Origin of the sequence: Lacibacter sediminis, assembly GCF_014168535.1 — a bacterium.
Classification (GTDB): domain Bacteria; phylum Bacteroidota; class Bacteroidia; order Chitinophagales; family Chitinophagaceae; genus Lacibacter; species Lacibacter sediminis.
On sequence record NZ_CP060007.1, the window covers coordinates 4,929,160 to 4,943,027 of the forward strand.

A 13,868-nucleotide genomic window follows, 5' to 3' on the forward strand; every position below is an offset into this window, starting at 1 on the left:
ATCAGTAGTTTTTAAATTGTTGAGGGGTTATAGACCACAGCTGTCTATGCAGGAAATACCTGAAGGGAGGGTTCAGTTTCAAGGGACTGATCTTCCTGAACCATACTTAAATGGCAAACATGCAATCGATGAGCTGTTAATCTTCTGTGAATTTAAACCAAGTTTTCAGCAAATAGTTCCAACAAAACGTGCTAAGTTTATGAAAGAGAACACGCAAACGATTGCGAAAATAATTGCGGTGGAAAAATTATCGACCCTAATCATTCAATATGGCGAACGCAACACTCAAAAAAATAGCCCAGGTACTGGATATCAGTATATCTACTGTATCAAGAGCATTGAAAAATCATCCTGATATATCACAAAGCACCAAGCAGAAAGTGATGGAGCTGGCTGAAACGCTTGAATACGAACCAAATGCTGTTGCCGTTAACCTCCGTAGCAAAAACACAAAAGTTTTTGGTATCCTGATCCCATCTATTACCAATAATTTTTATGACTCATTTATAGCAGCTGTGGAAGAAGAGGTGAAACAATCGGGTTACTCCCTTATGATTTTACAAAGTGCGGACAATCCTGAAACCGAAATTGCAAACCTGAAGATCTACCGGCAAAACAGGGTGAGTGGTGTTTTTGTGTGTTTATCAAAAGAAACAACCAACCTTGATGCTTTTCATAAAATGAAAGACGCAGGCATACCCGTCGTATTTTTTGACAAGGTTCCTGATGATGATTCTTACAACAGGGTTTGTCTTGCTGATAAAGAAGCTGCCGTAATGGCTGCAGAAGCCTTACTGAAGAAAAATAAGAAAAATATTCTTGGCATTTTTGGAGATACGCATATGTCAATCACCAAACGAAGACTGAAAGCATTCCAGGAAGCTTTACCGGCAGATAAGAACATAAAACTTTCACTTGAATATGCTGATACAAGTGAGGAGGCAGAAAATATCAGCAACAGTTACTTTCAATTGAAAAAACAACCTGATGCTGTTTTTTGCATGAGTGATGAAATATTAATGGGCGTAATGAAGAGTGTTCAGAAACTGAAGATCGAAGTGCCGCAACAAACAGGAATTATTACATTGAGTGATGGTTTCTTCCCTAAACTCTATTATCCCGAGATCACGTTTGTTGAAACAAGTGGTTATCGATTAGGCAAGCTTGCCTGTGAGCGTATGATGCAATGTGTGAAAGGAAAAGAAGAAGCGAAGGAAATATTTGTGAGTTCACGTTTTGTGGAGGGTGGTTCTTTATAAGAAGTAACCTTTTTTCGTTTGTTCATTTACTTTCACCTGTAACCGTATCAGCAAGCCAAGGATGATGAAATAAAGACTGCCGATCTTATCTGTTTCAATCAAATCGCTCAACAGGTTCAGTGTTACGATCATACTTAACACAACAGCACAAAGCATGGCAAGTGAACGTTCAAACGGATCATGAAGTGTATGATATGCTTTCACAGCAACTCCAAACATATACATGAGTAATGCCAGTAATATAATTACACCCGGCAGGCCCTGTTCAATAGCGATCAACAGAAAATAATTATGTACCGATGATTTCTCTTCGTTACTGCTTACCCAGGTTTTAAAAGCTGATACGGTATACTCCTTATAATAAATGGTAAAACTGTTTGGGCCAAATCCATGCATTTTTTCTTCGTTCAGCATTTTTATACCGGCGATCCAACGATAGAAACGCTCCATTGTTGACATGTCCTTTAATGTGTACGTCGCCTCAAGATGTTCATTAAAATCGGTATGCTGTGTTGTGGTATTAAAATCAGGTGCAAACTTTAAATAGTTATCATCTTGTATCAGCCAAAACAAAGAAGCTGTTGCTATGATCAATGCAGCAACAATCAGCGATAATAAAAAACGGCGTTTTACTGCAACCCATGTAACAGCACCGGAGATAAGACAAAGCCACGCACCTCTTGAATAAGCAAAGAACAATGCAACAAGAAAAACAACAATGCATGCAATGATCCATTTACGCAATCTTCCTTCAGAAAAACGATACCATACAAGCAGAACAGGAAAGAGGCATACAATTACTGCTGAATAATTTACATGATTCCGGAAAAAGGGATCAAGTGTTGAGTTAATGGATTCAAATGAAAAGCCTTTGCCAGCATGGCGCACTAAACTTATTACAATAGGTATCAGCATGGAGAAAATCAATGCCTTTGATGCAAGTTTCAGATCATCTTTTGTACGTAAGAATAGTAATCCGCCAATAACAAACGCTAACAGGAACCACGATTTTGCCAGGCAATACTTTATACTTAACCACAATTCATGAGAAAAGAGAACAGTTACCAGCATCCACAGCATTTGCAACAGCAGCAGCAGCACTAAACTGCTTTTCATTAATTCGTTTGGCAGTAGCGAAGGTTTAAGAATCAGCAACAGTAGTAATGAACCTGCCAACATCAGCATCATCGGTTCATCGGGCAAGTCGGTTGAGAGAGTAGATGTAACAGAAAATTCGGTTGAAAGAGGAATGGCAAACAGTAAAGCAAAAAATAAATAACGCAGGTTTTTGCTGAAAACAAATATGGCGAGTACTGCAAAAGGCAGCACCAATAAAGTTTTCTCATCTAATACGATGCCCGTAACAAAACAAAGAATAGCGGCAATGGCCGGCAACCACCATCGCATCAACTCCTGTTTTGAAACGGCTTGTTGCATCAGCTTGCTTTATTTCTTGATCTCCACTCAACAAACAATAACAGCAACACAGAAAAGATAAATGATACAATTGCTGCCATGATCATTCCTGCCATTACTTTGGGTTTATCTTTCTTTAAAGCAGGCAGCGCTTCTTCAATTACAAACAAGGCGCTTACTTCATTAACACTGGTGTTAAATTGCTGGATCAGTTTTTCTGTTTCGTTCAATCGACTGATCACATCTGTCTTGCGTGCAGTAAGTAACGCATCAGCTTTTGATTGCAGATGCAGTTCGATCAGCTGAAGGCTATCTTTCTGCACATTAAAATCATGTTGCAGCTTTCGTAATATTTCCAGCTTCATGTTATTCAATGAAGCAATACTCTTTGCATTTGTTCGTGCAACAATGGCATTCGCTATTGCAGCTGCCAGTTTCTTATCGGTATCCCACACATTTATTTTTACATGCCCAAATTCATTTTTATGAATACGGATATTCTCTTTGTATTCATAATCGGCCAGGTAAGTTGCCTTTTCATCGGCTGCATTTATTTTATAGTGTTTGATCAAATCAAAACTATCCACCATAAAACGACACATCTCTTCGGACCGTGCAAGTGCCATCAACCGGTCATTATCAAACTCACCACCATAATAAAAGTATTGTTCCCAAAATTCTGTACGGTAAATATTAGAACGGTCGCCCAGGTTAGGATTCGCTGCAGTAAACACAGCCGTACTTCGGAAATAAGGTTTTTGCAGGTAAAGGATTCCACCTGTAAGAACAGTTGCAAGAAACAACAGCAGTGCAGCCTGCATCCAGCGTTTACGGATCACATCAAAGACAATATCTAAATTCATATGCGTATTATTCAAAAGAAACCAATAGACAATTAGTTGTTACAGCTATCAGATCAGGCAACATCCTGCACCACTTCCACTTTTCGGTTAAAGCTTTCATCAAGCGAAATAAACGTTTCTGTGCGTTCAATACCTTTTATCTTTTGCAATGCATCATGTAACACAAAACGAAGCTGGTTAATATCCTTACACACCACTTCAATAAACATACTGTAATTACCGGTTGTATAATTAAGGCGAACGATCTCCGGTATCTTACGCAGGTCTTTTGCAACAGTATCGTACAACGAACTTTTCTCGAGGAATATGCCCACAAAAGCAGTGATGTCGTAACCCAGTGCTTTCAGATCAACATTCAGTTTTGTTCCTTTTACAATGCCGTGTTCCTGAAGTTTTTTGATGCGAACATGGATGGTACCGCCTGAAACAAAGAGTTTTTTTCCAAGATCGGCATACGAAATCTGTGCATCTTCCATCATTTCAGAAATGATCTGCAGGTCCAGTTTGTCAAGATTCAATTTAGCACCCATATTTCCAGCTTGTTTTAAAATATTTTCAATATTAAGAATTACATTTTGAATATAATCGAAAGTTTTAAAATTTTTGTTGAAAATTGTTCAAAGAATTGCGAATATGCTTTAATATTGCACTGTAATCGTTCTTTGAACAACATACTGTGGAGTGATGAAATTTTCGGCAGACATGCCCTCTCGTCTCGGGGGTGGAGATAACAGGATAAAGTCCGGCAACGGAACTAACTGCTCCGTGGAGGTTCGATCCCTCCCTCTACAGCACAAACAAAAAACCAAATTACAAAAACCAAAATACAACCAGGCATTTGGTTACTGGATTTTGGACATTGGTTTTTTAACTAGTTCTTTTTTACACTGTGGGGTGATGAAATTTTTGGCAGACATGCCCTCTTGTCTCGGGGGTGGAGATAACAGGATAAATATAGCATAGAGCCGTTTGGTTAGCAATAACCACTCGACCAGGGTCGACCACTGAACTTTGTGCTACAACTAACTGCTCCGTGGAGGTTCGATCCCTCCCCCTACAGCTTATTTCGGTTGCTTACCATATACCGATCAACTCTGTTCCGTACAGATTTTTCTCATGCTTTTTTTACGATTGCCTTTTGTTTTTACAAAGGGCTCTTTCGTTTTTAGGCAACAGGCTGCTTTTTGTATAACAAAATGGTTATCTATGGGGATTAGCAACTGATTTTCCATTAACAAAATACATTTCAAGATCACCTACATTTTTAGCCGAAATCTTACCTCTTGGCGTACAAATAAAATCGTTCTGGATGAGATAATAAGTAGCCTGTGAAATATTTACCTCTCCAGCCTCACCTTTTTGTTCCATACGTGCAGCAATGTTTACTGTTTCGCCCCATACATCATACACAAATTTTTTCTTGCCAACCACACCTGCAACAATTGGCCCAGTATGAACACCAACCCGCAATTGAAACGGAAAAGAAATGCTCCCTGTTTGCTTTATTCGCTCCACTTCCTCCTGCATTTCCAATGCGGCCATCACAGCATCATGTGCATGTGTATTTGTTTCGGTTGGAATTCCACCAACAAACATGTAAGCATCCCCAATGGTTTTAATTTTCTCCAACCCGTACTTCTCCATAATATCATCAAACGCACCAAAATACAAACCAAGCTCTTCTACCAATTTACCTGGGGTTAAATAGCGAGCACTTGATGAAAAGCCGATAATATCAGAAAACACAACAGTCACAGAAGCATAGCCTCGTGCCTTGGTCCACCCGGAATTTTTTAATTCAAGCGCTATTTCGCCTGGCAAAATATTTAATAAGAGCGATTCTGTTTTTGCTTTCTCTTTTTCCAATTGCTCCCGAAATGCATTTGATTTAATAAAAGCACTTTCAACAATAAAATAAACAATGGCGCTGATAAATATAAAATTGATAATAAAAAAAGTAAGGCTCAGGTTCCTGGGCATTTGAAAAGGCCGGTTGATAATACTAAACTCCCATGCGCCCACACCAACAATTCCGATAATAAACAGAACGAAGAAAAACCGTGCAGTGCGAACGTCGGTAAAAATCAACGCACCCATTGCAGCCAGTATGGCACATAACCCCACACCGCTGCTGTCAACAAATCCACCCAGTACAACGTGGTTGAGGAAGCCAAAAAAAACAAGAATTATAAGCTGTGATATTTTGAAAAGCTTATACTTTTTTGAAAAATAAAATACGAGAATGTTCAGAATGGTGCTGATGATTGATAAAACAGAAACAGTAATTGCTTCAGTAAACCCAAGGTAAACATAAACAAGGTTGTACATAGTTCCCGCCACCACAATCCACAGGGCCAGTTCAATGGTCATCCGCCGTTTACGGCGTTCCTGTATATCAAGTACATCAAACTCAAATAAGCTTTCAATAAAATTACCCCATGCTGACATTAGCAGTTTGTTTTTTCTTTAACCAATAGAAAATACAGATATAAACAATATCTAAAATTGCTGTGGCAATACCAAGGCTGTATAAAAACCATTCGCCTTTCCACTGCTCGTGGTTAAAACAGAACAATGTAACCAGAAAAGTACCAAGCCATTTTAACCATGCTGCCGGTAGTGAAAAATATTCAAGATTTTTAGTGCGGAGTATAAGTGTAATATAAGCCGATGACATGAGCATGTTGCACCAGTAACCGCCATAGCCACCCATCCCACTTTGAGGGATATCAAATTTGAGGCTGAAAAAGTAAAGGATAACCAGCCAGGCTATCCAATATGCAACAAAGGAATAACGTGTAGCTGCCTGCGATACGGATAATTGTAATTGCTTATAACCATAACGCAGTGTATAAAAAACAATAAAGCAATCAAGAAAAAACCAACTTCTGTAACCCCATACATACAACATACCCATATCCGAAACAAAAAACCAGCTCCACAACGTTTCCCAGGCAAAGTTGATGGAGACTGCGATCATTGGAATCTCCACAAATTTAAATTTGCGGATCTTGATCAAAACCAGGATATAAACAATCACCCAAAAAAAACAGCCAATTCCAAAAAGCAAATGATCGAGAACAGTATAGTCTTGTAAATTAATAAACGGCATAGAAAGAAGTTTTTAAATATGAGTTAACATTGTACATCAGCCTATTTATCTAACAGCCTTTTAAAAAATTTCAAAACAGCTATAATCAGCCTAAGCCACCACGGTTCATACGATTTCCAGGGTAACCCTTTTTCATATCGCTTCTGGTCGTGGTTGCGAAGCGGCGCAAGTATAGCCGGTTCATGCAGGTTCCATATTTCACAAAGTTTGGCTTTGCTGCCCGATACACTGATGATGGAATTCACAGCACGGCGTGCAGCTTCATTCGCACCTTCCATTGTTGCCAGATCGGTATACGTACGTACATAATCCGATGCAAGAAAAAGATTGGGAATAAGCGTATGTGCATCGGGACGAAGACCCCATGAGTTGATCGTATTGACCAATAACGGTTCCTCATTTTTTTCACGAGTGCCGTTGCCGGGAACTAGTTTGATATCCCCATCTATATGCCACAACACAGGTGTTTCTTCCTGCACTACTTTTTGTCCGTTCACATTCAGGCTTGCTTTGATCTGGTGCCATACTTCATCTTTAATTTCTTCATGTGAGCAATCTTTCGCAGGCTTGCCATTGGTACAATCCATGGAGCCTGGTGTATCCCAATCCGACACATCAACCGAAAACACCGTTCTGATTTTACCGTTCCCTTTGGTACGTATATCATAATCTTTCCAAAACTGCAATTGCGAAATAGAAGTAACAGCCCATGCAGAATCGGAGTAAATACAATGCCCATCTACCACATTCACTTCATCCGTTAAAAAATACTGTACGCCATTCATCCAAGCCACACTTGGTGCAAGGTTTACAGCGCCTTGCAACGTTGGATCAATTGCCAGCATTTCCTGAGTAAACAGTGGCGCTGCACGTTCAACAGGTACAGCCAGTAAATAATAATCGCCAGTTACAGTTACCGGTTCATTTGTTGTGCGGTTCAGCAAGGTTGCGCCCGTTATTTTCCCCTTCTCCATTTGCAATGCTGTTACTTCATGATGCTTCACATACTTTACTCCTTTTTCTGTTAAGTAAGTGAACCATGGATGTAACCACACTTCATTTGTGGGACCATTCAATACCCTGTCGGTATGCACACCGGGATTGGTCATATTAAATACGAGTTGCAGAAAAATATCACCTCCTGTTTTCGTACTGGCTTTGCGTGCATTGGCCGCTACCAATGTTCGTGTTAAACCCTGCACCAGCAATGCACGGTAGTCATCACTGAAACGATCAGCTTCTAGATAATCCCACCAACTGATGCGCTCATAATCGTTGGCTCTTCTGTCGTAACAGGAGGTCATCAGTTGCCATACTTTTGTTGCGAAAAATTTCTTTTCCTCTTCTGTTAGTCCGGTGTTGGCGTGCATTGATTCAAGCAGCACATGCAGATCGTTGAACGAATGCGGAAAATTTACCAGCGTGGTAATGGATGCTTTGCCTTCACGTGCCAATCGTACACGTTCAGTTGGCACCAGGTTATCAACCACTGTTTTTGTTTCCCCATCTTTGCTGACAAAGGGAATACGTTCCATTGTGTTGATGATGTGTTTGTAAAACCCGGGAAAGAAACGAAAACCATGCTCGCCCGGTAATGGTTCTTCCGGCCCCGGACCAACAGTTGGAACATTTACACTCCTTGCTTTACCGCCGGGGTATTGTTTATGACGGTCGTATACTTCTACTTCAAATCCACGCTCAATTAATTCGTGTGCTGCACTCATTCCTGCAACACCTCCTCCAAGGATAACAACTTTGGGCATGATCGTTTGGTTTTACTGTTTGTTAAATGGCAACGGTGAATTGGTCAGCAGGAAATCGAAAGGGAAGGATTGAAAAACGTTCTGTTTGATCCTTCATTCATTACAAATCGGTGCAGGAAAAAATCGATCTACAGAAAGCGTTGGGCTGCCAATATAATTCTTTTTACGGCAAAAAGGAATAACCATCCACGCATGCCTGTTGTATATCATATCAATACAAACGCAAGTTGCAACCAAGCAGTTCCGTTTCTGCTTATTACCTTTGCCCGCTATGGGACAAAAAAAGCTCATCCGTTTCGCTGAAATAGAAACCTTCCCCAATGTGTTGCAGTATCCGCAGGATATGAAAGGGAAGTGGAGCGAATTTTTTAAGAATAATCACCCGATCACCTTAGAACTGGCTTGTGGTAAAGGCGAGTATGCTGTTGGCTTAGGTCGTTTATATCCTGAACGGAATTTTATTGGCATTGATCTCAAAGGCAACCGCATTTGGGTAGGAGCTAAAACAGCACTGAAAGAAAACTTAACCAATGTGGCGTTTATACGTTCGCAAATTGACCAGGTCACCAATTATTTTGCTGAAGCTGAAGTGAGTGAGATATGGATCACTTTTCCCGATCCTCAGCTTCGTGCATCGAAACACAAGAAGCGGTTAACACATCCTAAATTTTTACGTGCTTATCAACAACTGCTGAAGCCTGGTGGCCTCATTCATTTAAAAACAGATTCACCTGTGCTCTATCGCTTCACTAAGGAAGTGATCAGTTTGTATGATTTGCCACTACATTATTCAACGGATAATTTGTATCAAGAAGAAACCATCAGCGATGAATTGAAGATCAAAACACATTACGAGGGGTTAGATATTGCACAAAGCAACCGCATCCATTACCTGCAATTCAGTTTACCTGCAACTGCTTTACCGGTTGAACCCGATGCTTTGTTAAAACAATGGGTGTTTGAAACAGAGAAAGACTGAACGAACTGATTTTCTGCAAAAAATTGTTGCAACAAAATGGGTTGTGGATGGTTAACTAGTTTATTACGCCACGGGAAACACATGAACAACTTAAAAGAAGGACTGGATTTTTATTATGACGAGCATGATAATATTGTGCTCACTGCCAAGTACCATCTTGACAAGGGCTATTGCTGCGGTCATGGTTGCAGGCATTGTCCTTACGATTATGAAAGTGTTCCCGAGCCACGTCGTACCTTGGTATTAAAAGAGCGTAAAGATGCCCTCAAAAAAACAACCTCAACTTCCCAAAACGGGTAAAGCAAAAGAGTATTCTTTTTTCCAGGATGTTTATGATGTGGTGCGACAAATTCCCAAAGGTCGTGTAACATCTTACGGTGCTATTGCTGCTTATCTCGGCACTAAACTTTCTGCACGAATGGTAGGCTGGGCGATGAATGGTGCACATAAGGTAAAACCAAAAGTACCTGCACAGCGTGTTGTAAACCGCAATGGTATGCTCAGCGGTAAGGCACATTTTGAAACACCTACACATATGGAAGAATTGCTGAAGAAAGATGGTGTTGCCGTAAAGAATGATACCGTAGTTGATTTTGAAAAACGGTTTTGGGACCCGGCGGTGGAGTTGGGGTGATATTTTTTATATGTAATAACTCGGTTGATGCTTCATCATCCATCCCATCAACCACCAAACAAGAATTCCTTCCAAATTTCATCACCTTATATTATCTTCCAAATCCAAAACCATTTAAAGTATGAGAAAGACTGCATGCCTGATTGCCATCCTCGGCATTTCAGGTTCGCTTGCTGCACAACAGCCTGTTAAGGACACTATAAAAAAAGACACCATGCCGTACACGGCATTTGCAAAACTTCCACTTAAACCTGAGCGTACCATAAAATTCACTGCCAAAGAAGGCACATGGATGAGTGTGGATGTAAGTCCCGATGGACAAACCATTGCCTTCGATCTTATGGGTGACATTTATACCATACCTGCAGCCGGTGGTAAAGCAACTGCTGTTACAAAAGGTATTGCTTATGAAACGCATCCACGTTTCAGTCCTGATGGAAAGAAAATTCTTTTCACCAGCGACAGAAGCGGCAGCGATAATATCTGGTACATTGATATGGAAAAGAAAGATACCGTGCAGTTAACAAAAGATCCTACGGAAGATTTTCCGGCAGCCGTTTGGACTCCTGATGGTAATTATATCATCGCCAGTAAAGGCCGCCGCATTCCAAAACTTTGGATGTATCACAAAGATGGTGGCGGTGGTATTCAGTTAAACGATGGACCTCCTGCATTAAAAACAATTGATCCTTTTGTAAGTGCTGACGGTAAATATGTTTACTACAGTCAGCGTAACGGTTCATGGAATTACAATGCGTTGTTACCGCAATACCAGATTGGCACATACGATCGTGATAAAGGGATTACCAACACAATCACTACTCGTTATGGTTCTGCATTTACACCCACGCTCAGTAAAGATGGGCAATGGATGGTGTATGGCAGCCGTTACCAGGATAAAACCGGTTTGGTGCTACGCAATATGAAGAATGGTGATGAACGTTGGCTGGCATATCCCGTGCAGCGTGATGAACAGGAAAGTATTGCACCACAAGGGGTGTTACCCGGCATGTCGTTTACACCCGACAGTAAGTTTCTTGTTGCCAGTTATGGTGGTAAGATCTGGCGCATACCTGTTGATGGAAGCAAAGCAACAGAAATTGCATTTGAAGCAGACATGAATTTAGAAATGGGACCTCGTTTGTATTTCAACTATGCTATTAAAGATACCAGTGCTGCATTGGCAACACAAATACGTGATGGCGTTCCAAGCCCTGACGGAAAGAAACTTGCATTCACAGTTTTGAACCGTTTGTATGTGATGGATTATCCAAACGGCACACCTAAACGTGTAACCAATAACAACTTTACTGAAGCAATGCCGGCATGGAGTCCTGATGGAACACAACTGGTGTTTGTAACATGGAACGAAACAGAAGGTGGTCATATCTACAAAGCAGGTTTTGGTAATAAGCCAGCAGTAACAAAGCTTACAACAGAGCCGGGTTTTTATATGCAACCTGCCTGGAGTTATAATAACCGCATCGCATTCTTTAAAGCACCCCTTCGCTTATTTAAAGATGCAGAAGATCCGTTCTACAGTGGTGCCGAAGCAGATATTGTATGGATGAATGCAACAGGTGGGCCAATGACAAAAGTTGACTTAACAGTGAATGCAGGTAATATTCATTTCACAAAAAATACAGATCGCATTTATCTGAATGGACAAGGCGGCACACTCATCTCCTGCCGTTGGGATGGTACCGATCTCAAAACACATGTACGTATCACAGGTATTACAACTTATGGTGCAGTTGCAGATGCACATGATGATCATTCCGGTCATGAACATTCAACCGGTACAGCAAATGATGTTACCTATGTAATGGGTAAACCAATCATGAAAACCAGTGCGGTAAATTATTGCATGTTACCTGAAGGAGCAAGTAATCGTGAACCACAAAACATGCCATCATCAGCAGGTATTATTCTGATGGCGCCCGAAGGCAACCAGGCACTGGCACAGGTAAATAACAACGTATATGTGGTGACCATTCCGCAAACCGGCAAAATGCCAACGATCAATGTTGGCGAACCAACTGCCAGCAGTTTTCCGGCAAGACAACTTACAGAAATTGGTGGCGAGTTTCCTGCATGGGAAGCAGATGGAAAGAAAATTCACTGGAGTTTAGGTAATGGTCATTGGGTATATGATACGGAGCGTGCGCAGTTTGTTGAGGATTCTGTGAAAGCTGCAAAGAAGATCGAAACACAAAAAGCTGCTGACAGTGTAAAAGCATTACTTGCTCTCGGACCTGATGCAAAAAAACTCGCCGATTCTTTAGCAAAGAAGAGTGCTGACTCTCTTGCAGCTATTCTAAAAGTTGATACTGCACGTGCAAAGCGTGAAGCATTGGCAAAAGAAGAATTAAAGAAGAAAGAAAAATATACTCCTGCTGAAACACAGGTGAAAGTCTTTTATCAAAAAGATCAGCCAACCGGAACAATGTTGTTGAAAAATGCACGCATTGTTACGATGAAAGGTGAAGAAGTAATTGAGAATGGCGATGTACTCATCGTCAACAACCGCATTAAAGCTGTTGGTAAAACCGGAACGCTCACTGTACCGGCAGGAACAAAAGAAATTGATTGTACCGGCAAAACAATTACCCCGGGTTTTGTAGATACACATTCGCATATGTGGACCTATTGGGGTTTGCATAAAAACACTTCATGGATCTATGCAGCCAATCTTGCTTATGGTGTTACTACCACAAGAGATCCGCAAACAGCAGTCACTGATGTGTTGACATGGAGCGATATGGTTGAAGCAGGACAAATGCCTGGCCCACGTGTTTACAGCACAGGTCCCGGTGTTGGTTTCTGGATGTATAATTTAAAGAGCCTTGAACAAACACGCAATGTGTTGAAGCAATACAGCAAGTATTACAATACACAATACATTAAAATGTACCTGGTTGGTAACAGGCTACATCGTCAATGGGTGATCATGGCGGCAAAAGAACAAAAGCTGATGCCAACTACAGAAGGCGGATTAGATTACAAATTGAACATGACACAATTGTTTGATGGTTATCCGGGTCATGAACATGCGATTCCTGTTTTCCCATTATACAGTGATGTAACAAAAACAATTGCTGAAAGTAAAATGGCGTACACGCCAACATTGCTTGTTGCATATGGTGGACCATGGGCTGAAAACTTTTATTACACAACCGAAAGTCCGGTACACGATAAAAAACTCAACTTCTTTACGCCTTACGAAGAGTTGAGTGCAAAATCCCGTCGTCGTGCAGGTGGTTTGGGTGGATGGTTTACACCGGAAGATCATGTGTTTAAAAAACATGCACAGTCGGTGAACGGTGTTGTACAACAAGGCGGCCTTGCAGGTATTGGCAGCCATGGACAATTGCAAGGCCTCGGTTATCATTGGGAAATGTGGAGTGTTGCCAGCGGTGGTATGAGCAACCTCAATGCGTTACGCACAGCAACTATTCTTGGTGCTACTGCATTAGGATTAGATAAAGAGCTCGGCAGTATTGAAGAAGGCAAGCTTGCTGACATCAATATTATGGATGCAAATCCATTGCAGAACATCCGCAACACCAATACCATTCGTTATGTAGTGAAGAACGGACGATTGTATGATGGTAATACATTGGATGAAATATATCCAACCCCACGTAAAATGGATGCCGGCAGCTGGACGAAGAAAGCACCAACGGTTACAACTGAAGTAAAAGATTAAACATAAATTACTCAACTTTATAAAGCCCCATCAACAGCGATGGGGCTTTTTTATGTCCAATTAATAGGGATAAATTAATTTGTAAGTTGGTTTATCTGCAGTACTTGTCATTTTCAATTTCCTTTCCACCCAT

The 13,868-nt window shown here is 40.9% G+C and carries 11 protein-coding genes; 5 read left to right on the plus strand and 6 right to left on the minus strand.

Annotated features, from left to right (window positions below; all coding sequences use genetic code 11):
- The first annotated feature begins 269 nt into the window (after positions 1-269).
- Positions 270-1,259, plus strand: coding sequence for a LacI family DNA-binding transcriptional regulator (locus tag H4075_RS20860; RefSeq protein ID WP_182802742.1), 990 nt, complete (start codon positions 270-272; stop codon positions 1,257-1,259).
- Here the strand turns inward: H4075_RS20860 and H4075_RS20865 are convergent.
- From H4075_RS20865 to H4075_RS20890, 6 genes are all read right to left on the minus strand, one after another.
- Positions 1,254-2,696, minus strand: a complete 1,443-nt coding sequence (locus tag H4075_RS20865) for an O-antigen ligase family protein (protein WP_182802743.1) — start codon at positions 2,694-2,696, stop codon at positions 1,254-1,256. The genes H4075_RS20860 and H4075_RS20865 overlap by 6 nt on opposite strands.
- Positions 2,696-3,538 (minus strand): hypothetical protein, encoded by an 843-nt coding sequence (locus tag H4075_RS20870; RefSeq protein WP_182802744.1) that lies wholly within the window; start codon positions 3,536-3,538, stop codon positions 2,696-2,698. Before H4075_RS20870 ends, H4075_RS20865 begins: the two co-directional genes overlap by 1 nt.
- Positions 3,539-3,591: 53 nt before the next feature.
- A complete protein-coding gene (locus H4075_RS20875; RefSeq protein WP_182802745.1) occupies positions 3,592-4,068 on the minus strand; it encodes an Lrp/AsnC ligand binding domain-containing protein in 477 nt (158 codons plus the stop codon).
- Positions 4,069-4,738: 670 nt separating this feature from the next.
- A complete protein-coding gene (locus H4075_RS20880) occupies positions 4,739-5,986 on the minus strand; it encodes an adenylate/guanylate cyclase domain-containing protein (RefSeq protein WP_182802746.1) in 1,248 nt (415 codons plus the stop codon).
- The gene (locus H4075_RS20885; RefSeq protein ID WP_182802747.1) at positions 5,970-6,650 is read right to left on the minus strand and encodes a transmembrane-type terpene cyclase; all 681 of its coding nucleotides are present in this window, start codon (positions 6,648-6,650) and stop codon (positions 5,970-5,972) included. Before H4075_RS20885 ends, H4075_RS20880 begins: the two co-directional genes overlap by 17 nt.
- Positions 6,651-6,691: 41 nt before the next feature.
- Positions 6,692-8,413 (minus strand): hydroxysqualene dehydroxylase, encoded by a 1,722-nt coding sequence (locus H4075_RS20890; RefSeq protein ID WP_220494816.1) that lies wholly within the window; start codon positions 8,411-8,413, stop codon positions 6,692-6,694.
- A gap of 271 nt (positions 8,414-8,684) precedes the next feature.
- Between H4075_RS20890 and trmB the strand changes: the two genes are divergently transcribed.
- From trmB to H4075_RS20910, 4 genes are all read left to right on the plus strand, one after another.
- The gene (gene trmB, locus H4075_RS20895; protein ID WP_182802748.1) at positions 8,685-9,392 is read left to right on the plus strand and encodes a tRNA (guanosine(46)-N7)-methyltransferase TrmB; all 708 of its coding nucleotides are present in this window, start codon (positions 8,685-8,687) and stop codon (positions 9,390-9,392) included.
- An 81-nt stretch (positions 9,393-9,473) separates the two neighbouring features.
- Positions 9,474-9,692, plus strand: a complete 219-nt coding sequence (locus H4075_RS20900; protein ID WP_182802749.1) for a DUF5522 domain-containing protein — start codon at positions 9,474-9,476, stop codon at positions 9,690-9,692.
- Positions 9,652-10,026 carry an MGMT family protein gene (locus H4075_RS20905; RefSeq protein ID WP_182802750.1) on the plus strand — a complete coding sequence of 125 codons (375 nt, stop codon included), beginning with the start codon at positions 9,652-9,654 and terminating at the stop codon, positions 10,024-10,026. The genes H4075_RS20900 and H4075_RS20905 overlap by 41 nt, the downstream gene beginning before the upstream one ends.
- Before the next feature lie 121 nt (positions 10,027-10,147).
- Positions 10,148-13,735, plus strand: coding sequence for an amidohydrolase family protein (locus H4075_RS20910; protein ID WP_182802751.1), 3,588 nt, complete (start codon positions 10,148-10,150; stop codon positions 13,733-13,735).
- Positions 13,736-13,868 lie beyond the last annotated feature (133 nt).

What these genes read in the sequence shown, in the direction of transcription:
- H4075_RS20860 (WP_182802742.1), top strand. Translation starts at nt 270, where the DNA reads ATGGCGAACGCAACACTCAAAAAAATAGCCCAGGTACTGGATATCAGT.
- H4075_RS20865 (WP_182802743.1), bottom strand. Translation starts at nt 2,696, where the DNA reads ATGCAACAAGCCGTTTCAAAACAGGAGTTGATGCGATGGTGGTTGCCG.
- H4075_RS20870 (WP_182802744.1), bottom strand. Translation starts at nt 3,538, where the DNA reads ATGAATTTAGATATTGTCTTTGATGTGATCCGTAAACGCTGGATGCAG.
- H4075_RS20875 (WP_182802745.1), bottom strand. Translation starts at nt 4,068, where the DNA reads ATGGGTGCTAAATTGAATCTTGACAAACTGGACCTGCAGATCATTTCT.
- H4075_RS20880 (WP_182802746.1), bottom strand. Translation starts at nt 5,986, where the DNA reads ATGTCAGCATGGGGTAATTTTATTGAAAGCTTATTTGAGTTTGATGTA.
- H4075_RS20885 (WP_182802747.1), bottom strand. Translation starts at nt 6,650, where the DNA reads ATGCCGTTTATTAATTTACAAGACTATACTGTTCTCGATCATTTGCTT.
- H4075_RS20890 (WP_220494816.1), bottom strand. Translation starts at nt 8,413, where the DNA reads ATGCCCAAAGTTGTTATCCTTGGAGGAGGTGTTGCAGGAATGAGTGCA.
- trmB (WP_182802748.1), top strand. Translation starts at nt 8,685, where the DNA reads ATGGGACAAAAAAAGCTCATCCGTTTCGCTGAAATAGAAACCTTCCCC.
- H4075_RS20900 (WP_182802749.1), top strand. Translation starts at nt 9,474, where the DNA reads ATGAACAACTTAAAAGAAGGACTGGATTTTTATTATGACGAGCATGAT.
- H4075_RS20905 (WP_182802750.1), top strand. Translation starts at nt 9,652, where the DNA reads ATGCCCTCAAAAAAACAACCTCAACTTCCCAAAACGGGTAAAGCAAAA.
- H4075_RS20910 (WP_182802751.1), top strand. Translation starts at nt 10,148, where the DNA reads ATGAGAAAGACTGCATGCCTGATTGCCATCCTCGGCATTTCAGGTTCG.